Here is a 20,822-nt window from a genome sequence, read left to right as displayed (position 1 = left end):
CGCGGGCTTCCTGGTGTTACGCGCTTCGGCGCATTCCTGACCGCCAACATCGTGCCCAAGTCCACTGAAAAGCTCGATCTCGCGACCCGCGCCGCCTGGCTCTACTACGTCGCGGGCAACACGCAAAACGAGATCGCGGAAAAACTGCAGGTCTCGCGGCCCGTCGCGCAGCGGCTCGTCGCGTTCGCCGTCGAGAAGAATTTGATCCGTGTGCGCGTCGATCATCGGCTCGCGGACTGTCTGTCGCTGGCGGATCAGCTGTCGAAGCGCTACGGCCTGTCGATGTGCGAAGTCGTTCCCGTCGACAACGACAAGCCCGAAGAGATCGACCGCAAGCTCGCGGTCGCGGGCGCGCAGGTGATGGAGCGCTATCTCGGCGAAGAACGGCCGATGGTCGTCGCCGTCAGCAGCGGCCGGACGCTGAAGGCCGTCGTCGATCAGGTCGGGCAACTGGAGCGGCCGCAACACCGGCTCGTGTCGATGGTCGGCGCGATTGCGCAGGACGGCTCGTCGAATCGCTACGACGTCGCGCTGCACATCTCCGAGAAGACGGGCGGCAAGCATTTCCTGCTGCCCGCGCCGCTGATCGCCGATAACGAAGCGGAGCGCGCGCAATGGTGCAATCACCGTTTGTACCGGATCGTCGAATCGCTGTCGGGCGAAGCGGATGTCGCGTTCGTGGGGATTGGCAATATCGGGCTGCATTGCCCGCTGCATGAAGACGGCTTCATCACGTCGGATGAAGTGGAAGAACTGGTGTCGCTCGGCGCGGTGGCCGAACTGCTCGGCCTGCCTATCGACGCGAGCGGCGCACGCGTCGAATCGCCGACTGGCCGCCGGGTGACGAGCCTGAATCTCGATTCGCCGCCGAAGCGTCCCGTGATCGGTTTCGCGGGCGGCGAACGCAAGCGCAATGCGGTGATTGCCGCGTTGAAGGGCGGCTGGCTGTCCGGGCTCGTGACCGACGAGTTGTGCGCGCGCGCCGCGCTGAATCACGAAGGCGGACCGGCGTCGCGCTTATAGCGCTTCGAGCGCGCGGCGCACCGATTCGACGACGGGCGTCCAGTCGCCCAATACCTGCTGCCGGAACAGGCGCGCAGTCGGATACCACGGCGTGGTGTCGCCCGACATCGTCCAGCGCCAGTCGGCCTGCTTCGGTAGCAGCACCCACACGGGCTTGCCGAGCGCGCCCGCCAGATGCGCGACGGATGTATCGACGGTAATGACGAGGTCCAGAGACTCGATCACGGCCGCCGTCGCGTGGAAGCTGTCGAGCAACTGACCAAGCGCACAGATCGGCCAGCGATGCGCAACGCCATCCAGTTGCGCCTCTCCCGCGCCCTTCTGCAACGCGAACCACGCGATGCCATGCACCGACGCGAGCGGTTCGAGTGCCGCCAGAGGCGCCGAACGATAGACGTCGAGGTAATGGTGCGGATTGCCCGCCCACACCAGCCCGACTTTCCTGCTCGAACCCGCCGCCTTCCCGATCAACCCGCGCCACGCGTCGACCTGTGACTCATCCACCGACAGATAGGGCACGGCATGCGGAATCGCGTCGTCGGCGAGCGACGTGGGCACGCTCATCATCCGGGAGTAATAGTCGTAGCCGCCCGTCGGCGCTTCCGTCAACACACGATTTACGCCGCGCATGCGCGCGAATAGCGGCGCGAGTTCGCCGCTCGTCCACACGTCGACGGTCGCGCCCAGATCGTGCAGCACGCCGGCGTATCGAACGAACTGCAACTGGTCGCCCGCGCCCTGTTCGCGCGCCAGCAGAAAGCGCTTGCCGTCGAGCGGCTCGCCCTTCCATTCGGGCAAATCGAGTGGCGGATACTCGCGCTGGCCGCTCGCCGTCGTCTTGCGATGCTCGTAGTACGTCCAGCCTTTGCGAAAATTGCCGCGCCGCAGTTCGGACATACCAAGCAGCTTGTACGCATTCGATACATCCGGCGCGAGTTCGATGGCGCGGCGAAGATGTTCGTCGGCTTCGTCGTAGCGTGACATGCAGGTCAGCGTGAACGCGATGTTGTTATGCAGCGTCGCCGAATTCGGCAGGACTTCGAGCGCGCGCTTGTAGCGGATCACGGCATCGTCGAAATTCATCTGGGCATCGACTGCGAAGGCGATGCCGAACAATGCCTGCGCGTTTTCCGGCTCCTGCTGCAACGCGCGTTCGAAATACGTCACGGCTTCGGTGTGACGACGCGCCGCGTTCAGCGTCAGGCCAAGACCGAGCAACACGCGCATATCGTCGGGTGCATGGCGCGCGGCGCGTTCGTAGGCGGCCACGGCTTCATGCGGACGCCCGAGGATTTCGAGCGCGTCCGCGCTGCCGAGCGCCGCTTCGAAGAAATGCCCATCGAGCGCGAGCGCCTTCTGAAAGCTGGCGAGCGCATCTTCAGGCTTCGAGAGAAGACGCAATGCCTTGCCGAGATTGCAATGCGCGAGCGCATCGTGCGGCGCGCATTCGACGGCTCTGCGAAAGAAGTTCGCTGCATCTTCATTGTCGCCGCGCGAAAGCGCCGCGATGCCGCGATCGTTCAGACAGTCGGCGTGATCGGGTTGCAATGCGAGCGATGCATCGAACGATTCGATCGCGCGCTCGACGTCCTGCCGCTGCAGATACAGCACGCCAAGCATGTAGCGCGTGTTGGCGTCGTCGGGTTGGGTGTCGAGCAGCGCGCGATACGCGTGTTCGGCGCGATCGAGTTCGCCCGCGCGATGGAACGCGAGCGCGCGCTCTGCAACCGATGCGGGAACGGCGTGTTCGTGAGTAAGAGGAGAAGCGTTGTGCATGGCGCCTTGAGTCGGCCGCACGTTTGGTTTCGCGCGATCTGACGAGCAATCGCGCGGAAGACGTGCGCCGGACGGAATGGACGAAGAACCGGCAGCGCCACCTGAAGAACGGCTCAGGCACGCACTGTCAGACGATGCACAATTTTGATATGGGATAAGGCGCTGAACTATCGGACAAGTCCGAGTCCGCAATAAAGAAAAGCGCCGTTGCAGCGAATGCAACGGCGCTTTTTATCGATGCAGTTCAGCGAATCAGGCCGCCAGCACTTCGACGATCTTGCGCTGGAACGCGTTGCCGTCGCTGTCGAACAGATGGCAATGATCGGGCGATGCGCCGAGACGCAACGTCGCACCCTTCTCATGCCGTTCGAGCGGCGGAATGCGCGCGATCAAACCATCCGGCGCGACGCTGCTTTCGGCGTACAGATAAGCCGCATCGCCGAGCGACTCGACGGCCATGATGCGCGCCGACACGCCGTAGTCGGGCATGTCGACATGCAGATGTTCGGGGCGGATGCCGACTGTCACCTTGTCGCCCTCTTTCGCGCGGCCCGGCTCGACCAGCGCGAGTTGCGTCTCGCCCGTCTCGAACTTCACGAGCACGCCGTTCGCCGACACCGACTGCACGATGCCTTCGAGGAAGTTCATCTTCGGCGAGCCGATGAAGCCAGCAACAAAGCGGTTCGCCGGCGCGTGATACAGCGTGTTCGGGCTGCCGACCTGCTCCAGATTCCCCGCCGACAACACGACGATCTTGTCCGCGAGCGTCATCGCTTCGACCTGATCGTGCGTCACGTAGATCATCGTCGTCTTCAGTTCGTCGTGCAGACGCGCGAACTCAAGGCGCATCTTCACGCGCAGCGCGGCGTCGAGATTCGACAACGGTTCGTCGAACAGAAACACCTTTGGCTTGCGCGTGATCGCACGGCCGATCGCCACGCGCTGACGCTGGCCGCCCGACAGCTGCTTCGGCTTGCGTTCGAGCAGATGGTCGATGTGCAGGATCTTCGCCGCGTTGCGCACGGCGGCGTCGATCTCGGGCTTCTTCGTGCCCGCGAGCTTCAGACCGAATGCCATGTTGTCGTACAGCGTCATGTGCGGATACAGCGCGTACGACTGGAACACCATCGCGATGCCGCGCTTGGCGGGCGGCACGTCGTTCATGCGCGTGCCGTCGATCTGCAGGTCGCCGCCCGTGATGTCTTCGAGGCCGGCAATCATCCGCATCAGCGTGGACTTGCCGCAGCCGCTTGGGCCCACGAACACGACGAACTCGCCGTCCTGAATGTCGAGGTTGATGTTGCGCATCACCTCGTTGTCGTCGTAGGCCTTTCTGATGTTGCGCAGCGTTACGCTTGCCATGATGTGTCTCCGTATTTCCCTGCTACGTTGAATCGATTTGCCGAACGCGGCTTCAAGCCACGCCTATGTCACGGTCACGCGATGCAGCCATTGCGCGACCAGTTCCGGCAAAAGCTTCATGTCGTCGAATACATGTTGCGCGCCGAGCTGCCGCAGCGTGTCGACCTGTTCGTCGCTCGCGTGCCCGCCGCCGATAAAGCCATACACCGTCATGCCCGCCGATGTCGCCGCCGTCACGCCCGCCACGCTGTCCTCGATCACGAGACACGCTTCCGGATTCACACCGATCGCGCGCGCCGCGGCGAGATAAACATCGGGCGCGGGCTTCGGCGCTTCGACACTGTCCGCGCAAAACAGGCGGTTGCCGAAGAACTTCACGAGGCCCGTACGTTCGAGCACCGCTTCGACGTAGCCGCGATCGCTGTTGCTCGCGCAGGCCTTCTTTAGCGAGATCTGCGCGAGCGCTGCGTCGATGCCTGAGACCATCGGCGCCTTGATCGCCGACGCGCCGACCGTCATGCGGATCGCGTCGATATCGCCGGGCGTGAGCGTCATGCCGAGCGCCGAGGCCGCGCCTTGCAGCACGCGCTCGGTGCGCAGTCCGAGCAGCGGCATCACGACGGGCGCGATGTCGAGGCCCGGCCAGCGCGTTTCCAGCTCCTGCACGATGACCTTCGCGGCGATGGCTTCGCTGTCGATCAGCACGCCGTCGCAGTCGCAGATCAACGCGCGGTCTGCGTGTCGGGTCTCCGTCACTTGACCGCCCCGAAGGTAAGACCACGCACCAGCTGCTTCTGCGACACCCAGCCGACGATCAGGATAGGCGCGACAGCCAGCAGCGACGCCGCCGACAGCTTCGCCCAGAACAGCCCTTCAGGACTCGAATACGACGCGATGAACACCGTCAGCGGCGCGGCGTTCGAACTCGACAGGTTGATGCTCCAGAACGCCTCGTTCCACGACAGGATCACGAGCAGCAGCGCCGTCGATGCGAGCCCCGGCAGCGACATCGGCATCAGCAGATAGACGATCTCCTGCCACGTCGCTGCGCCGTCGATACGCCCTGCTTCGAGAATGTCGCGCGGAATTTCGGCGAAGTACGTGAACGACATCCACACGGCAATCGGCAGATTGATCAGCGTGTAGACGATCACCAGACCGCTGACGGTATCGAGCAGACCGCTGTTCTTCCACAGCAGGTAGATCGGCACCAGCACGCCGACGGACGGCATCATCTTCGTCGAGAGCATCCACAGCAGCACTTTCTGCGTGCGGCGCGTCGGGAAGAAGGCCATCGCGTACGCGCACGGCACGGCCAGAATCAGACACAGCAGCGTGACGCCGACCGAGATCAGGATCGAGTTCCACGCGAAGCCGAAGTAATTGCTACGCGCGAACACTTCGCGGAAGCTCTCAAGCGTCGGCGTGAAGAACAACGACGACGCGTAGGCCTGCTGCTCCGTCTTGAATGCCGTAATGGTCATCCAGAAGATCGGGAAGAACAGCAGCAGCGCGATGATCCACGCGAGAATGCCCGGAATGCTGCGTCGAATGATGGCGAACGGCGAATTGACCTTCGACACGTTCGTCGTAACAGGTGTAGCGGCAACCTGGCTCATTTTTCGTACTCCCCTTTCAGGTTCTTCGCGAGCATGCGCACGAGGAAGAACGACACGATATTCGCGAGCACCACGGCGAGAATCCCGCCTGCCGATGCGAGGCCGACGTCGAACTGTTGCAGGCCGAGCGCGTAGATCAGGTACGACAGGTTGGTCGTCGCGTTGCCCGGACCGCCGCCCGTCGTCGTGTAGATTTCGGCGAAGATCGACAGCAGGAAAATGGTTTCCATCATCACGACCACGGCGATCGCGCGTTTCAGGTGCGGCAGCGTGATGAAGAAGAACATCGCGAACGGACCTGCGCCGTCGATCTTCGCGGCTTCCTTCTGCTCCTGGTCGAGCGACTGGATCGCCGTGAAGAGAATGAGGAACGCGAACGGTAACCACTGCCACGCGACGATGATGATCACTGACGTCAATGGATACACCGCGAACCAGTCGATCGGCGCGAGCCCGACAGCGCGCATGCCGTCGGCGATTAGGCCGTAGACCGGATGCAGGATCATGTTCTTCCAGATCAGCGCGGAGACCGTCGGCATCACGAAGAACGGTGCGATGGCCAGCAATCGCGCGATGCCCTGCCCGTAGAACTTGCGGTCGAACAGCACCGCGAGCAGCACGCCGCCGACCACGGTAATCAGCAGCACCGCGACGATCAGTTGCAACGTATGGACGATCGACGGCAAGAAGGACGGATCGCTGGCGAGATATTTGTAATTGTCGAGACCCGTGAACCCTTTTTCATCCGGATTCAGCAGGTTGTAGCGCGAGAACGAAAACCAGATGGTCATCGCGAGTGGAATCGCCATCCACAGGACGAGAACGCCGACGGACGGCGTTACGAGCCAGCGCGCATGCGCGGCCTTGCGCGCTTCGCGCTCGTGTTCGGTTTGGGGTTCGGCATGCATGAGGGGTAGACGCAAGTGTTGACGCATGATGGACCACCTCTTCGGTAGTGCGCGGGTCGCGGGGGCGTGCGGCTCGCTGTGCTGCCAGGAGTCCGGCTGACGATGCAGTTACCTCGCACTGTCAGCCGGCGTTGTGCAACGTTCCGGCCGGGTGTGCTGCTTCCCTGAGAGGCTACGGGCTGGGTCTTGGACACGCCGTCCGCGTGGGGTCAAGCAGACGGCGTGCCAATTTCACTGCGGGTGTTACGTCGGTATAACTGGACGCTTACTTCTGGTAGCCGGCCTGCTTGACAGCGCGATCCGCCGTCGCGTTACCGGCTGCCAAGGCCTGGTCGACCGACATCTGGCCTGCTACTGCACCCGAAATGCTCTGACCGACCACCGTGCCGAACGACTGGAACTCAGGGATGCCGACGAACTGCACACCCGTGTAAGGCACCGGCTTCGCGGTCGGATGCGTCGGATCAGCCGTTTCGATGGCCTTCAGCACGAAATCGGCGAACGGCGCGGCCTGCTTGTACTCGGGGCGCGCATACGTCGACTGACGCGTGCCCGGCGGCACCGACGCCCAGCCTTCATCCTTTGCGACCATTTCGATGTACTGCTTCGACGTCGCCCACGTGATGAACTTCTTCGCCGCGTCGGCCTGTTTCGACGACTTCGGAATCGCCAGCGCCCACGCCCACAGCCAGTGCGAGCCGTTCGGCGTGGCTTGCGTCGGCGCGGCCGCGAAACCGACCTTGTCCGAAATCTGCGATTGCTGCTTGTTGTAAAGCATGCCGGCCGCGACCGTCGCGTCGATCCACATCGCGCACTTGCCCGACGACATCAGCGTGAGGTTTTCGTTGAAGCCGTTCGAGCTGGCTCCCGGCGGGCCGTCTTTCTTCAGCAGATCGACGTAGAACGAAACCGCCTTCTTCCATTCCGGCGTGGTCAGCTGCGCGTGCCATTGCTCGTCGAACCAGCGGCCGCCGAACGTGTTCACGAGCGTCGTCACGTACGCCATGTTCTCGCCCCATCCAGCCTTGCCGCGCAGGCAGATGCCGTAGGTGCCCGCCGATTTGTCGGTGAGCTTGTCGGCGAACTGGGCGATCTGGTCGTAGGTCGGGTTGTCGGGCATCTTCAGGCCCTTCGCCGCGAACAGATCCTTGCGGTAATACGTCATCGAGCTTTCGACGTAGAACGGCAGCGCGTACAGCGAGCCGTTGTACGACAGACCGTCGCGCGCCGTCTTCACGACGTCGTTCAGGTCGTAATCGGCGGGCAGGTTCGTGAGCGGCGCGAGCCAGCCGCGCTTGCCCCACTGCGGCGTTTCATACGCGCCGATCGTCATCACGTCGAACTGGCCGCTGCCTGTCGTGATGTCCGTCGTTGCGCGCTGACGCAGCACGTTTTCTTCGAGAATCACCCAGTTGAGCTTGATGTCGGGATTCGCTTTTTCGAATGCCGGCGACAGCTTCTTCAACTCGATCATGTCCGGATTGTTCAACGTCGCGATCGTCACGGTCGCCGCGTTGGCGCTGAAGGCAGCGCAGGCGAGCGCCGCGGCGCCAAATACGTTGAGCGCGGGTTTGCAGGTTGGCTTCATCGTTTGTCTCCTTTATTCGTACTTTCGTGTTGGTACGTGATCGGCGGATGCGTGTGCGCCGGGTAGCGGTTGCCGTAGTGAATGACGGTCAGCTCATCCAGTTGCCGCCGTCGACGTTCAGGGTTTGCGCGGTGATGTAATCCGCATCGGACGATGCGAGGAACAGCGCCGCCCCCGTCAGATCCGCCGGCAGCCCCATCCTGCCGAGCGGCACCGCTTCACCGACGAGACGCTTCTTCTCGCCGAGCGGCCGGTTCTCGTAACGCGCGAAAAGGGCATCGACCTGTTCCCACATCGGCGTATCGACGACGCCGGGCGCGATGCCGTTCACGTTGATCCGGTGCGGCGCGAGTGCGAGCGCCGCCGACTGCGTATAGCTGAGCACGGCCGCCTTGGTCGCGCAGTAATGCGACACGAGCGCCTCGCCGCGGCGGCCTGCCTGCGACGACATGTTGATGATCTTGCCGCCGTGGCCCTGCTCGACCATGCGTTGGGCGACGGCCTGCATCAGAAAGAACATGCCCTTCACGTTGACCGCGAAGAGCGTGTCGAAGATGTCCCAGGATTCGTCGAGAAGCGGGCGCATGTCGAACAGCGCCGCGTTGTTGAAGAGAATGTCGATCTGGCCGAACCGCTGCACCGTCTGCTCGACGATGCGCGCGATGTCTTCGCGCTTCGTGACGTCTGCGCTGATAGTGAGCACGCGCTCACCGTCGGTTTCGCGCAGCGCATGCGCAAAGTCGCCGGCCGGCTTCACATCGACCAGCACGCAGCGCGCGCCCTCCTCGAGATACCGCCGGGCCACTGCCTCGCCGATACCGCTCGCCGCGCCCGTCAGAATCGCCACCTTGCCTTGCAGTCGGGCTGTCACCACTGTCTCCGGTTCGTTTGGTTATTCGTTTGGTTATTCGATCGATGCTTCGATTCACCATGAGCTAACGCTCGTTGATCGAGCAATTGCTCTCGTTGTGATCGAATGATCGGATACGCGTCCGGTCATGTCAAGGCGCGTCGCGCAATTTCGATGGTGCAGCGCGGCAGCGCGAAAAAGCTCGTCTACGGCTGTCTTCTTAAGAATCGGCGATGACTTTGCAACGGGCAATGACAATTTTTCGAGATACGTTATATCATTGCGACCTCGTTCAATCCGACGCTGCCGGAGTTCGTGCGATGGCCCGCTCATCCGATCTTCACCCCGACGTTTCCGCCGATCACGCCGACCGGCTCGCGCACAAGCTCGCGCGCGCCGATGCGCTCGCCGCCGAGCGCGGTCTCGCGCTGACGACGCTGCGTCGCCAGGTCTACACGCTGATCGCGCAGAGCGAGCGCCCCGTCGGCGCATACGATCTGCTGGCCGCGCTGGAGCCGCAGCGCGGCCGCGTGCCGCCGACCACCGTGTATCGCGCGCTCGACTTTCTCGTCGAGCATGGCTTCGTGCATCGGATCGAATCGAAAAATGCGTTTTTCGCGTGCTGCCAGATGGGCGAGCCGCATCAGAGCCAGTTCCTGATGTGCGACGCGTGCGGCGAAACCGTCGAGATTCCCGGCGACGGCCTCGCCGCGCAGCTGTCGCACAGCGCCCCCGCGCACGGTTTCGAAGTGCATCACCAGGTCGTCGAGCTGAGCGGACTGTGCGCCGCCTGCAAGCACGGCCACGCCTGACGCCCTCCCTTCAACCCCGACACCTCTCGAGCAACAGGTCATCCCGATGAAGAACAACAATTCGATGTGGAAGTTTCTGACGCGCGCCGCCGCGTCGACGGTTTTCGCCTTCGCGCTCGGCCACGCCGCGCACGCGCAGGAAGCAAAGATTCCCGTCGTCGCCGCGGAGAATTTCTACGGCGACGTCGTGCAGCAACTGGGCGGCGATCGCGTCGACGTGACGAGCATTCTCAGCAATCCGGATCAGGATCCGCATCTGTTCGAAGCAAGCCCGAAGACGGCGCGCGCGTTGCAGCACGCGAGCCTTGTGGTCTACAACGGCGCCGATTACGATCCGTGGATGACGAAGCTGTTGAACGCGTCGAAGAACGACAAGCGCAAGACGATCGTCGCGGCGAAACTGGTCGGCAAGAAGAGCGGCGACAACCCGCATCTGTGGTACGACCCGGCGACGATGCCCGCCGTCGCGCGCGCGGTGAGCGCGGCGCTGGCGTCGGCTGATCCTTCGCACAAGGCGGCGTATGATGCGAACCTCGCGAAGTTTCTCGGCTCGCTCAAGCCGATCGACGACAAGGTCGCCGCGCTGCGCAGCCAGTACGCGCGCGTGAGCGTGACGGCGACGGAGCCGGTGTTCGGCTACATGTCGGATGCGATCGGCCTCGACATGCGCAACCAGCGTTTCCAGCTGGCCGCGATGAACGACACGGAAGCGAGCGCGTCGGACATCGCCGCGTTCGAGCGCGACCTTCGCGAGCGGCGCGTGAGCGTTCTGATCTATAACAGCCAGGCAACCGAGGCCCTGACCAAACGCATGCTGAAACTCGCGCAGCAATCGCACGTACCGACGATGAGCGTGACGGAGACGCAGCCGGCCGGCAAGAACTACCAGCAATGGATGCTGGCGCAACTCGACGCGCTCGGCAACGCGCTCGCCGCCGGCAACGCTGGCAATGCGGGCAGCGCGAACAAGGGAAAGACTCAATGAACATGCCTCGCCGCCAGGGATCGTCGGACACGGCACCCGTGCTCGACCTCGATCGCGTGACGCTCGAACTCGGCGACCGCACGATCCTGCGCGACACCAGCTTCACGATCAACCAGGGCGAATTCATCGGCGTGCTCGGGCCGAACGGCGCGGGCAAGACGACGCTGATGCGCTCGGTGCTCGGCCTCGTTCCAGCGGCGAGCGGCACGGTGCGCGTGCTCGGTGAACCCGTCATGCGCGGCAATCCGTCGATCGGCTATATGCCGCAGACGCGCAGCGCGCTCGCCGGCCGACGCGTGCGCGGGCGCGACTTCGTGGCGATGGCGGCGGACGGACATCGCTGGGGTTTGCCGCATGCGGACGCCAAGGCTCGCGCCGATGTCGACCGCGTGCTGGAACTGGTCGGCGGCAGCGCGCTCGCGGCGCGTCCGTTGTCAGAGCTGTCGGGCGGAGAGCGTCAGCGGTTGCTGCTCGCGCAATGTCTGCTCGGCAATCCGCGTCTGCTGCTGCTCGACGAACCGCTGATCAGCCTCGATCCGCATCATCAGAAAACCGTCGTTGAACTGGTCAAGCGCGTGCAGCAGGAACTCGGCATCGCCGTGCTGTTCTCCGCGCACGAACTCAATCCGCTGTTGCATGCGCTCGATCGCGTGCTGTATCTCGGCAATGGCGTAGCAGCGCTCGGCACCGTCGATGAAGTGATCACGAAGCCGGTGCTCTCGCGCCTCTATGGCTCGACCATCGACGTGATGCGCGTGAACGGCCGCATCTTCGTGATGTCGGGCGACTTCGACGTCGAAAAGCACGATCACGAACACGAAGACGACGACCATCAGCATGGCGAGCCGCACGGCCACGGACATTCGCACGGCCACGCGCACGACGCGAAGCACACCCACCACCACGCGTCACGCGACGGACACACGCACGATGTTTGAATACGATTTCATGGTGAACGCCTTCGCGGCGTCGGGGATTGTGGCCGTGCTGTCGGGCATCGTCGGCTACTTCCTCGTGATGCGCGGGCAGACCTTCGCGGGACACGCGCTGTCGCACGTCGGCTTTACGGGCGCGACGGGCGCGGTGCTGATCGGCATTTCGCCGATCTGGGGGATGATCGGCTTCACGCTCGCGGCGGGCGTCGGCATGGGCGCGCTCGGCGAAAAGCTCGCGGGACGCGATGTGGCCATCGGCGTGATTCTGTCGCTCGCGTTGGGCTTCGGCTTGCTGTTTCTGCACTTCTTCACCGCGTATGCGACGCAGGTCACGGCGCTGCTGTTCGGTAACGTGCTCGGCGTCAGTTCGTCGACGCTGGCCGTGCTCGCGGCGCTCGGCGTCGTCAGTCTGATCGCGCTGGCCGCGATCATGCGTCCGTTGCTGTTCGCTTCGCTTCAGCCGGAACTGGCGGAAGCGAAAGGCGTGTCGCTGCGGCTCGTGTCGGTGCTCTTTCTCGCGATCGCGGCGCTCGCCGTGGCCGCGTGCACGCAGATCGTCGGCGTGCTACTCGTGTTCACGCTGATGGTCGGACCGGCAGCCGCCGCACAGAATCTGTCGACGCGTCTGTCCGTCGGACTCGTGCTCGCCGCGCTGCTTGCGCTCGCGCAGGCGTGGATCGGCGTGACGCTCGCCTTCTATACCGACTGGCCGACGAGCTTCTGGATCACGCTGCTCGCGGCGCTGGTCTACGGCGCGAGTTTGCTGGCGCAGCACATGAGGCGTTGAAGTACGCTTAAAAAAACGGGGTGGCTTTCTTAGAGCCACCCCGTTTTGCATTTAGCACTTCGCATTCAGGGAGATCAGCCGAGCAACACCTTCGCGTGATGCGCGATGTGATCCTCGATGAAGGTCGAGATGAAGAAATAGCCGTGGTCGTAGCCTTCGTGCCGACGCAGCGTCAACGGCTGACCAGCCGCTTTGCACGCGGCTTCGAACACATCCGGATTGAGCTGCTGCGCGAGAAAGGCATCGGCGAGACCCTGATCCACCAGAATGCCTTCGGCGAACTTGCGTGTCGCCTTGCCGACGAGTTCGCTCGCGTCATACTCCTTCCACGCCTCGCGATCCGCGCCCAGATAGCCGCTGAACGCCTTCTCGCCCCACGGACAACGCGTCGGCGCGGCAATCGGCGCAAACGCCGACACCGACCGATAAATCTCCGGGTTACGCAACGCGAGCATCAGCGCGCCGTGGCCGCCCATCGAATGGCCGAAGATGCCGAGCCTGTCTCCATCGACGGGCAATTCGCCGACGACCGTCTCGCGCAGTTCGTCCCGCACATACGAGTACATCCGATAGTGCTTCGACCACGGCTCCTGCGTCGCGTCGACATAGAAACCCGCGCCGACGCCGAAGTCCCACGAGTCGGTCTCGCCCGGCACGCCCGCGCCGCGCGGGCTGGTGTCGGGCGCGATCAGCGCGATGCCGTGCTGCGCGGCGAAGCGCTGCGCGCCCGCCTTGATCGGAAACGTCTCTTCCGTGCAGGTCAGCCCGGCGAGATAGAACAGCGCCGGCACCTTCTTTTGCGCGGCCTCTTTCGGCATGAAGACGGAGAAGCGCATCGGCAGACCGATCGCCTTCGACTCGTGCTTGTAGATACGCTGCGTGCCGCCGAACGACGCATGCGTTTCGATCAGTTCGAGCATCGCGCCGCTCCTTTAGTAGATGACGACCGAGCGGATCGACTCACCCTTCTTCATCAGGTCGAAGCCTTCGTTGATCTGGTCGAGCTTCAGGTGATGCGTGATCAGATCGTCGATATTGATCTTGCCTTCCATGTACCAGTCGACGATCTTCGGCACGTCGGTACGGCCACGCGCGCCGCCGAACGCCGAGCCCTTCCATTGACGGCCCGTGACCAGCTGGAACGGACGCGTGCTGATCTCTTCGCCCGCCGCCGCCACGCCGATGATGAACGACTGGCCCCAACCCTTGTGCGTGCACTCCAGCGCCTGGCGCATCAGCGTCGTGTTGCCGACGCATTCGAACGAATAGTCCGCGCCGCCGTCCGTCAGTTGCACGATATGGTCGACGACGTTCTCGACTTCCTTCGGGTTGATGAAGTGCGTCATGCCGAACTTCTTCGCCAGTTCGACCCGGCCCGGATTGATGTCGACGCCGATGATCTTGTCGGCGCCGACCATCTTCGCGCCCTGAATCACGTTGAGGCCAATGCCGCCCAGACCGAACACGACGACGTTCGCACCCGCCTCGACCTTCGCCGAATAGACGACGGCGCCGACGCCCGTCGTCACGCCGCAGCCGATGTAGCAGACTTTGTCGAACGGCGCGTCTTCGCGGATCTTCGCCACTGCGATTTCCGGCACGACGATGTAGTTCGAGAACGTGGACGTGCCCATGTAGTGAAACAGCGGCTTGCCGTCGAGCGAGAAGCGCGACGTTGCGTCGGGCATCAGGCCCTTGCCCTGCGTCGAGCGGATGGCCTGACACAGATTCGTCTTGCGCGACAGGCAGAACTTGCATTGGCGGCATTCCGGCGTGTAGAGGGGAATCACGTGATCGCCCTTCTTCAGCGTGCCGACGCCCGGACCCGTATCGACGACGACGCCCGCGCCTTCGTGACCGAGAATCGCCGGGAAAATCCCTTCGGGATCGGCGCCCGACAGCGTGTAGTAGTCGGTGTGGCAGATGCCCGTCGCCTTCACTTCGATCAGCACTTCACCGGCGCGCGGACCTTCGAGGTCGACTTCTTCGATCGTCAACGGTGCGCCTGCTTTCCATGCGATTGCTGCTTTCGTCTTCATCGTGAATGCTCCTGTAGTTCCTTGAACCTGTTATCTGACCTGTTCCTGCGAATTCTTTCGCTGCCGCCGTGAATCATTGCGGCCCGGATTGTCCCTCATGTTCGCGCGCCACGCGCTGGACATCATCGCGTATCCGCAAGACGCGCGAATGGCATGCCGCGCCGCCCGATTGTCCTCATGCGACGGCGCATGCCTCTCATGCTGACGGCTGCGCGAACCACGGCTCGACGCGTCCGTAAAGATCGATGAAGCGCGCATAACGTGCGGCGAGTTGCGCATCGTCCTGCGGCCCGGCCACGCGCGATGCCGAAGGCGCGAGCGCCGCGAGGTCGGCTGCGTGCCAATGTCCCGCTGCGATACCACCGAGCATCGCCGCGCCACGCGCTGCCGCGTTCGGGCAATCGACGGCATGCAGTTCCACTTGCAGCGCATTCGCGAGCAACTGACGCCAGCGTGGATCGACCGAACCGCCGCCCGCGAGACGCAGCGCCGACACGCTCGCACCGCTTTGACGGATCGCATCGAGCCCGGCTCGCAACGAAAACGCGACGCCTTCGAACGCCGCGCGCATCATCGTGCCGCGCGACATGCCGAGCGCGAGTCCCAGCCAGCCGCCGCGTGCGGCAGGATTGAGCCACGGCGTGCGTTCGCCCGTCAGATACGGCAGAAACGTGAGACCGGGCGCGGCATCGGACTCGAACGCGTCGCGATAGGCGTCTTGCCATTCATAAGACAGCCAGCCGCGCACGGCTTCGAGCGCAACGCCGACGTTTTGCATGGCCGCCATCCGGTACCAGTGATCCGTCGCCGCGCGATATCGATGCAGCCCTTGCACCGGGTCGGGTTCTTCCGTCGCGAGCACGAGAATCTGGCCGCCCGTGCCCGTAGTCAACAGCGCGTCGCCGTCGCTTGTCAAACCGCTGCCGAGCGCAGCGCATGGCGTGTCGCCCGCACCCATCGCAAGCACGATGCCCGCGCGCAAGCCGAGCGCCTGCGCCGCTTCGTCCGACAACGTGCCGCCCGCGGCATACGAAGGCGCGAGCGGCGCGAACCAGTCTGCGGGCAGTCCGAGCCTCTCATGCAACGCACGATCCCAGACGCCGGAGGGTTCGGCTAGCGCCGTCGCGCACGCATCGGAGGGATCCGTGGCGATCGCGCCGCCCAGTTTGAAGCGCAGCCAGTCTTTGGCCTGCAACGCCCAGCGCGCGGCATGCACCGATTGCGGCTCATTCAGCGCGACCCAGCGCAGCAGCGGACCGGCCATGCCGGGCGCAACGGGATTGGGCTGCGGCGCGGGCCATGCATCGAGCAAGGACAACGCGCGCGTGTCGGGCCAGAGCATCGCGGGACGCACGGCGTGACCCTGCGCGTCGCTCAGCACGACGCCGTGCATCTGACCGGAAAAGCCGATGGCTCGCACGGCGCTGCGTTGCGCGTCGGGCAAGCGCGCTGCCGCCTCGCACAGTGCGCGCCACCAGACCTGCGGATCGATTTCCGCCCAGCCCGGATGCGGCGTGTCGATTGCATACGCGATGCTGGTCGCGGCCTGCTCGCGGCCTTCGTCGTCGATGATCGCGAGCTTCAGTGAACCTGTACCGAGATCGATGCCAAGAAAGGACATGAATGCGATGCGTTGAGTAAGCGGTTGCTGTTGGTGGTTATCGCGTGCTTCGGGGACATGACGCGCGCGCTTCATGCTGCAGACGGCGGACGGTCATTGTCACACGTCACGCCAGCTCGCGAGGGTTAACCCACCCCTGATGGCGCGTGCCCCGAAAACGCATTATGTGCGAACCGCAATACACATCATATGGGCGCATATACGTCGCGATGGCAAGCCGCGTTGAAGCAATTCCCGCAAGCCACCACGCCATAAGGGCTTCCGGGAAATTTACGCGATCTCGCATAAGCGGCGTGTTCCAAATCTGGTCCACGCATATCGTCCCGGCAAAGGTTGAAATAGGGAGCCGTGGTCTTGTCGCGCTTTTTCGTCCCGCATACCTTGGAGTCATCCCAAAACCAGATGTGGAGAGAGACAAGATGCACTCGAACACGGTTCATCCGTGCGACGAGCGACTGCCCTTCGGCCAGTTGCTGACGCTCGGCATTCAGCACGTACTGGTGATGTATGCAGGGGCCGTCGCCGTACCGCTGATTATCGGCAGTGCGCTCAAACTGCCGAAAGAGCAGATCGCCTTTCTGATCAGCGCCGACCTCTTCTCCTGCGGAATCGCCACGTTGATCCAGACACTCGGCCTGTGGATCTTCGGCATCCGGCTGCCCGTGATCATGGGTTGCACGTTCGCCGCCGTCGGCCCGATGGTCGCGATCGGCACGAACCCGAGCCTCGGCATCCTCGACATCTTCGGCTCGACCATCGCGGCGGGCGTGATCGGCATTGTCGTCGCGCCGATGATCGGCAAATTGCTGCGATTCTTTCCGCCTGTCGTGGTGGGCGTGGTGATCTCCGTGATCGGGCTGTCGCTGATGGAAGTGGGCATTAACTGGGCTGCGGGCGGCGTCGGCAATCCGGATTACGGCAATCCTGTCTATCTCGGCCTGTCGCTCGTCGTGCTCACGCTGATTCTGCTGATCAACAAATTTGGCAAAGGCTTCGTCGCGAATATTTCCGTGCTGCTCGGCATCGTCGCGGGCTTCGTGATTGCCGCGCTGCTCGGCCGCGTGAACATGGAAGGCGTGACGAACGCGCCGTGGGTCGGCTTCGTGATGCCGTTCCACTTCGGCCTGCCGCATTTCGACCCGCTTTCGATCGCGACGATGGTGACCGTGATGTTCGTCACGTTCATCGAATCGACGGGGATGTTCCTTGCGGTCGGCGACATGGTGGAGCGACCGGTCGATCAGAAGGCGCTCGTTCGCGGTCTGCGCGTGGACGGCCTCGGCACGTTGATCGGCGGCATCTTCAACTCGTTCCCGCACACGTCTTTCTCGCAGAATGTCGGCCTGATCGGCGTGACGGGCGTGAAGAGCCGCTTTGTCTGCGCGATGGGCGGCGTGATCCTCGTGCTGCTCGGCCTGTTCCCGAAGATGGCGCAAGTGGTCGCCTCCGTGCCCGCGTTCGTGCTGGGCGGCGCAGGCATCGTGATGTTCGGCATGGTGGCCGCGAACGGCATCAAGGTGCTGTCGAAGGTCGACTTCGTAAAGAACCATCACAACCTCTTCATCGTGGCAGTGAGCATCGGTCTTGGACTGGTGCCCGTCGTTTCGCCGCACTTCTTCGCGAAGCTGCCGCCGGCGTTGTCGCCGCTTCTGCATAGCGGGATTCTGCTGGCGTCGGTATCGGCCGTCGTGCTGAACCTGATCTTCAATGGCGTGAAGGGCGAGCGTGCCGCGAAGCGCGATATTCGCCGCGCCGGTCACGACTTCGACGGACGCAGCGGCAATGACGACGCCATTGCCGGCGACGAAATGCTGCGCGCCGCCGACATGCATTAAGCGCGCGACACGACAAGCTCGACCCGCGTGCGCATGACTTTGGTCGTGCGCACGCCGCTTTTCCTCCGGATGATCACGCGACCAGATTGTTGAAGTGCCGCGTTACCTTCGGCTCCAGATCGCGAGCCTCCTTCATCAGATTGATCTGCTTCGCGGACCTCGCGACTTCAAAGACTTCCGGCGCGATGTCATAGTCGCCGCGATCGTGCATCCACTCGAGCACGTCGCACAGATGCCAAAGCGATGTGCTGCCTTCGTGGACCGGCGCAGGGAAGTCGGTGGCATGCGATTGCATCAGCTTGCGCATGTTCTGACGCGACACGCCCGCCACTTCCGCAACATCCGTCAGCCCGACGAAATCTGGCGCAGCCTCGACCAGCTGCGCTGTCGGCACCGCGCGACGTACGTCCTTTAGCGCGCTGACAAGTGCATGCGTTGCGCTATTTGCTTCGCGTGCGAACGCGAGCGCAAGCCGACCCGCTTGACCCACACCGATGGTTGCGTCGTCGCAGCCTTCCGCCCCGAGACGCTCGACGATATCGTCGTGATCACAGTCTTCCGCGCTTAGACGGTACTTCAATGTGAAGGTGTATTCCATACCTGCTCCTTTTCCTTCTGCTCCTGTTGCTGCTCTTGAGCGTCCCGCCCGCATGCGCGTTGATTCGATCCAGCAATCACACGTAGCGAGATGACCTTCTGCCGATGCGGCGCGCAGTTTTCGACGATGCGCCGCAGCGTTCTTGCGTGACTCGTGGCATTGCGCGGCGTACACCAGATACTCGTAATGCAAAACTCGCCACACCTGCATTCAGCGTCGTTGTAGGGGCAATACATGCGCCCCCACGCGTGCCCGCTGCCTGTGGCGGGCACGATGCGCCAACCGTTGACTTCCGCATAGCCGAGTGCCGACTCGACTTCCTTCTTTGAATGACTTCGACGATTCATGAACGACTCCAGTCTATAGCGCCTCCCAACAGGTTGTCAATTGACAACCAAACAGCGGACCATCAATCTGAGACGATCCTGCAATCAACACCAGTTTGCGCGAACGATCTGGATAACTAAACTGTCCATCTGGCCAGGTTCTGCAAGACGAGCACGCAAAAAAAACGCCACGGCATGCCGTGGCGTTCTTGCTGCTGCAGAAGAAAAGTGAGTCTTAGCCCGCCGTCGCCGCCGAAGCAGCAACAGGCGCGCTGCCCGCGCCGTAATCGACAGGTGCGTCCGCGGGACGCGGCTGCTCGCCCGCACGTTCGATCCAGCCACCGCCGAGCGCCTTGTACAGATCGACGAGGTTCGTCAGACGCTCCATGCGCGCCGTGATCAGCGACCGCTGGGACGTGTACAGATCGGTCTGCGCGGTCAGCACGGCGAGATAGCTGTCGACACCGTTCCGGTAACGCAAGTCCGACAGATCGAGCCGGCGTTGCTCGGCAAAGGTGTTGCGCTCGAGCGCCTTGATCTGCTGGTCGTACGTGCCGCGCGCGGCAAGCCCGTCGGCCACTTCGCGGAATGCCGTCTGGATCGCCTTCTCATACTGCGCGACCTGAATGTTCTTCTGCACGGTCGCGAGATCGAGATTCGCCTTGTTCTGGCCGCCTTCGAAAATCGGCAGCGTGATCTGCGGCGCGAAGCTCCACGCCGCCGAACCCGGTTTGAACAGTCCGCCGAGCGTCGGGCTCAACGTGCCGAAGCTGCCCGTCAACGACACGCGCGGGAAGAACGCCGCGCGCGCCGCGCCGATATTCGCGTTCGCCGCCAGCAGATTCTGCTCGGCTTCCATGATGTCGGGACGGCGCGTGAGCAGATCCGACGGCAGACCCGCCGGAATATCGGTCAGCAGAGCCTGATCGTTGAGCACCAGGCCGCCCGGAAGATCCGACGGCAACGGCTCGCCGACCAGAACGATCAGTGCATTTTCTGCCTGTGCACGCAGACGCGCCTGCGACTGCTGATCCGCATTCGCCTGTTCCACGACCGTCTCAGCCTGACGCAGATCGAGTTCGGAACCGGTGCCCGTGTCGTACTGCAGCTTCGTGATGCGATACGACTCTTGCGCAGTCTTGAGCGTGTCCTGCGTGACCTTCAGCAGATCGTCATAGGCCAGCACCGTCAGATACTGATCCGCCACCGACGCGACCAGGGCGATTTCCGTCGCCTTGCGCGCCTGCGCCGTCGACAGATACTGCGCCAGCGCCTGGTCCTTCAGGCTGCGAATGCGGCCGAAGAAGTCGATTTCCCACGACGCATTCAGTCCGACCGAATACTGGTTGGAAATCGTATTGCCGAAGAACGACAGATCCTTCGGCGTGCGCTGCTTCGACTGCGAAGCGACGGCGTCGAGCGTCGGCATCAGCGCGGCGCGCGCGATCTGATACTGCGCGCGCGAAGCCTCGATGTTCAGCACCGACACGCGCAGATCGCGGTTGTTCTTCAGCGCGATATCGATCAGCTGTTGCAGGCGCTGATCGACGAAGAAGTCGCGCCAGCCGATATCGACCGCCGACTGACCGTTCGCCGTGCGCGCACCCGCGCCGGGCGCGGGCTGCGTCGCGTAGACACCGTCGCTCGGGAACGCGCCCGAAACGGGTGCGGCCGGCCGCTCGTACTTCGGCTCCATCGTGCAGCCCGTGGCGAACAGCGCGACGGCGACTGCCATCAAAGAATATTTATGCATCTCAA

18 protein-coding genes and 1 pseudogene are annotated in these 20,822 nt (G+C 63.4%); 6 read left to right on the top strand and 13 right to left on the bottom strand.

What is annotated here, in order from left to right; genetic code table 11:
* Positions 1-51: 51 nt before the first annotated feature.
* Positions 52-1,023 carry a sugar-binding transcriptional regulator gene (locus tag QEN71_RS02620; RefSeq protein WP_201650717.1) on the top strand — a complete coding sequence of 324 codons (972 nt, stop codon included), beginning with the start codon at positions 52-54 and terminating at the stop codon, positions 1,021-1,023.
* Here QEN71_RS02620 and QEN71_RS02615 read toward each other — a convergent pair.
* From QEN71_RS02615 to QEN71_RS02585, 7 genes are all read right to left on the bottom strand, one after another.
* Positions 1,018-2,799 (bottom strand): tetratricopeptide repeat protein, encoded by a 1,782-nt coding sequence (locus tag QEN71_RS02615; protein WP_201650718.1) that lies wholly within the window; start codon positions 2,797-2,799, stop codon positions 1,018-1,020. The genes QEN71_RS02620 and QEN71_RS02615 overlap by 6 nt on opposite strands.
* 252 nt (positions 2,800-3,051) lie before the next feature.
* On the bottom strand, positions 3,052-4,161 hold the full coding sequence (locus QEN71_RS02610) for an ABC transporter ATP-binding protein (protein WP_201650719.1): 1,110 nt from the start codon (positions 4,159-4,161) through the stop codon (positions 3,052-3,054).
* A 63-nt stretch (positions 4,162-4,224) separates the two neighbouring features.
* Positions 4,225-4,917, bottom strand: coding sequence for an HAD family hydrolase (locus QEN71_RS02605; protein WP_201650720.1), 693 nt, complete (start codon positions 4,915-4,917; stop codon positions 4,225-4,227).
* Positions 4,914-5,780: a carbohydrate ABC transporter permease gene (locus tag QEN71_RS02600; RefSeq protein ID WP_201650721.1), complete on the bottom strand. Its 867-nt coding sequence runs from the start codon at positions 5,778-5,780 to the stop codon at positions 4,914-4,916. The genes QEN71_RS02605 and QEN71_RS02600 overlap by 4 nt, the downstream gene beginning before the upstream one ends.
* Positions 5,777-6,715, bottom strand: coding sequence for a carbohydrate ABC transporter permease (locus QEN71_RS02595; RefSeq protein ID WP_201650722.1), 939 nt, complete (start codon positions 6,713-6,715; stop codon positions 5,777-5,779). The genes QEN71_RS02600 and QEN71_RS02595 overlap by 4 nt, the downstream gene beginning before the upstream one ends.
* Positions 6,716-6,953: 238 nt before the next feature.
* Positions 6,954-8,276: an ABC transporter substrate-binding protein gene (locus QEN71_RS02590; protein WP_201650723.1), complete on the bottom strand. Its 1,323-nt coding sequence runs from the start codon at positions 8,274-8,276 to the stop codon at positions 6,954-6,956.
* Between the two features lie 88 nt (positions 8,277-8,364).
* Complete coding sequence (locus QEN71_RS02585; protein ID WP_201650724.1) at positions 8,365-9,147, bottom strand: L-iditol 2-dehydrogenase; 783 nt, start codon at positions 9,145-9,147, stop codon at positions 8,365-8,367.
* Positions 9,148-9,446: 299 nt separating this feature from the next.
* On the opposite strand from QEN71_RS02585, the gene QEN71_RS02580 reads away from it, so the two are divergent.
* The 4 genes from QEN71_RS02580 to QEN71_RS02565 are packed head-to-tail and all read left to right on the top strand — an operon-like array spanning position 9,447 to position 12,645.
* Entirely contained in the window at positions 9,447-9,938 is a 492-nt protein-coding gene (locus QEN71_RS02580) for a Fur family transcriptional regulator (RefSeq protein ID WP_201650725.1), read from the top strand.
* A gap of 46 nt (positions 9,939-9,984) precedes the next feature.
* Positions 9,985-10,923 (top strand): metal ABC transporter solute-binding protein, encoded by a 939-nt coding sequence (locus QEN71_RS02575; RefSeq protein WP_201650726.1) that lies wholly within the window; start codon positions 9,985-9,987, stop codon positions 10,921-10,923.
* Positions 10,920-11,861, top strand: a complete 942-nt coding sequence (locus tag QEN71_RS02570) for an ABC transporter ATP-binding protein (protein ID WP_201650727.1) — start codon at positions 10,920-10,922, stop codon at positions 11,859-11,861. Before QEN71_RS02575 ends, QEN71_RS02570 begins: the two co-directional genes overlap by 4 nt.
* Entirely contained in the window at positions 11,854-12,645 is a 792-nt protein-coding gene (locus tag QEN71_RS02565) for a metal ABC transporter permease (protein ID WP_201650728.1), read from the top strand. The genes QEN71_RS02570 and QEN71_RS02565 overlap by 8 nt, the downstream gene beginning before the upstream one ends.
* A 74-nt stretch (positions 12,646-12,719) precedes the next feature.
* On the opposite strand, the gene fghA is transcribed toward QEN71_RS02565, so the two are convergent.
* The 3 genes from fghA to QEN71_RS02550 form a co-directional block, all read right to left on the bottom strand.
* Positions 12,720-13,565: an S-formylglutathione hydrolase gene (gene fghA / locus QEN71_RS02560; protein WP_201650729.1), complete on the bottom strand. Its 846-nt coding sequence runs from the start codon at positions 13,563-13,565 to the stop codon at positions 12,720-12,722.
* Between the two features lie 12 nt (positions 13,566-13,577).
* Positions 13,578-14,684, bottom strand: coding sequence for an S-(hydroxymethyl)glutathione dehydrogenase/class III alcohol dehydrogenase (locus QEN71_RS02555; RefSeq protein ID WP_028364542.1), 1,107 nt, complete (start codon positions 14,682-14,684; stop codon positions 13,578-13,580).
* Between the two features lie 196 nt (positions 14,685-14,880).
* Positions 14,881-16,305 carry a xylulokinase gene (locus QEN71_RS02550; protein WP_201650730.1) on the bottom strand — a complete coding sequence of 475 codons (1,425 nt, stop codon included), beginning with the start codon at positions 16,303-16,305 and terminating at the stop codon, positions 14,881-14,883.
* A gap of 419 nt (positions 16,306-16,724) precedes the next feature.
* On the opposite strand from QEN71_RS02550, the gene QEN71_RS02545 reads away from it, so the two are divergent.
* Complete coding sequence (locus QEN71_RS02545) at positions 16,725-18,140, top strand: nucleobase:cation symporter-2 family protein (protein ID WP_201650731.1); 1,416 nt, start codon at positions 16,725-16,727, stop codon at positions 18,138-18,140.
* 73 nt (positions 18,141-18,213) lie between these two features.
* On the opposite strand, the gene QEN71_RS02540 is transcribed toward QEN71_RS02545, so the two are convergent.
* The 3 genes and pseudogenes from QEN71_RS02540 to QEN71_RS02530 form a co-directional block, all read right to left on the bottom strand.
* Positions 18,214-18,738 carry a helix-turn-helix transcriptional regulator gene (locus tag QEN71_RS02540; protein WP_201650732.1) on the bottom strand — a complete coding sequence of 175 codons (525 nt, stop codon included), beginning with the start codon at positions 18,736-18,738 and terminating at the stop codon, positions 18,214-18,216.
* Between the two features lie 101 nt (positions 18,739-18,839).
* Positions 18,840-19,085, bottom strand: a pseudogene (locus QEN71_RS02535) (hypothetical protein); the annotation flags it as partial.
* A gap of 214 nt (positions 19,086-19,299) precedes the next feature.
* Entirely contained in the window at positions 19,300-20,817 is a 1,518-nt protein-coding gene (locus QEN71_RS02530) for an efflux transporter outer membrane subunit (protein WP_201650734.1), read from the bottom strand.
* Between the last annotated feature and the right edge of the window lie 5 nt (positions 20,818-20,822).

Source organism: Paraburkholderia sabiae (assembly GCF_030412785.1).
Lineage (GTDB): Bacteria > Pseudomonadota > Gammaproteobacteria > Burkholderiales > Burkholderiaceae > Paraburkholderia > Paraburkholderia sabiae.
The sequence above is the reverse complement of the archived record's forward strand: the minus strand, read 5'-3'. Positions and strand labels throughout refer to the sequence as shown.

Bases quoted from the DNA above. Each gene is read 5' to 3' on its own strand.
- QEN71_RS02555 (WP_028364542.1), bottom strand. From the start codon at position 14,684: ATGAAGACGAAAGCAGCAATCGCATGGAAAGCAGGCGCACCGTTGACG.
- QEN71_RS02540 (WP_201650732.1), bottom strand. From the start codon at position 18,738: ATGGAATACACCTTCACATTGAAGTACCGTCTAAGCGCGGAAGACTGT.
- QEN71_RS02565 (WP_201650728.1), top strand. From the start codon at position 11,854: ATGTTTGAATACGATTTCATGGTGAACGCCTTCGCGGCGTCGGGGATT.
- QEN71_RS02530 (WP_201650734.1), bottom strand. From the start codon at position 20,817: ATGCATAAATATTCTTTGATGGCAGTCGCCGTCGCGCTGTTCGCCACG.
- QEN71_RS02595 (WP_201650722.1), bottom strand. From the start codon at position 6,715: ATGCGTCAACACTTGCGTCTACCCCTCATGCATGCCGAACCCCAAACC.
- QEN71_RS02570 (WP_201650727.1), top strand. From the start codon at position 10,920: ATGAACATGCCTCGCCGCCAGGGATCGTCGGACACGGCACCCGTGCTC.
- QEN71_RS02590 (WP_201650723.1), bottom strand. From the start codon at position 8,276: ATGAAGCCAACCTGCAAACCCGCGCTCAACGTATTTGGCGCCGCGGCG.
- QEN71_RS02610 (WP_201650719.1), bottom strand. From the start codon at position 4,161: ATGGCAAGCGTAACGCTGCGCAACATCAGAAAGGCCTACGACGACAAC.
- QEN71_RS02550 (WP_201650730.1), bottom strand. From the start codon at position 16,305: ATGTCCTTTCTTGGCATCGATCTCGGTACAGGTTCACTGAAGCTCGCG.
- QEN71_RS02600 (WP_201650721.1), bottom strand. From the start codon at position 5,780: ATGAGCCAGGTTGCCGCTACACCTGTTACGACGAACGTGTCGAAGGTC.
- QEN71_RS02545 (WP_201650731.1), top strand. From the start codon at position 16,725: ATGCACTCGAACACGGTTCATCCGTGCGACGAGCGACTGCCCTTCGGC.
- QEN71_RS02615 (WP_201650718.1), bottom strand. From the start codon at position 2,799: ATGCACAACGCTTCTCCTCTTACTCACGAACACGCCGTTCCCGCATCG.
- fghA (WP_201650729.1), bottom strand. From the start codon at position 13,565: ATGCTCGAACTGATCGAAACGCATGCGTCGTTCGGCGGCACGCAGCGT.
- QEN71_RS02580 (WP_201650725.1), top strand. From the start codon at position 9,447: ATGGCCCGCTCATCCGATCTTCACCCCGACGTTTCCGCCGATCACGCC.
- QEN71_RS02575 (WP_201650726.1), top strand. From the start codon at position 9,985: ATGAAGAACAACAATTCGATGTGGAAGTTTCTGACGCGCGCCGCCGCG.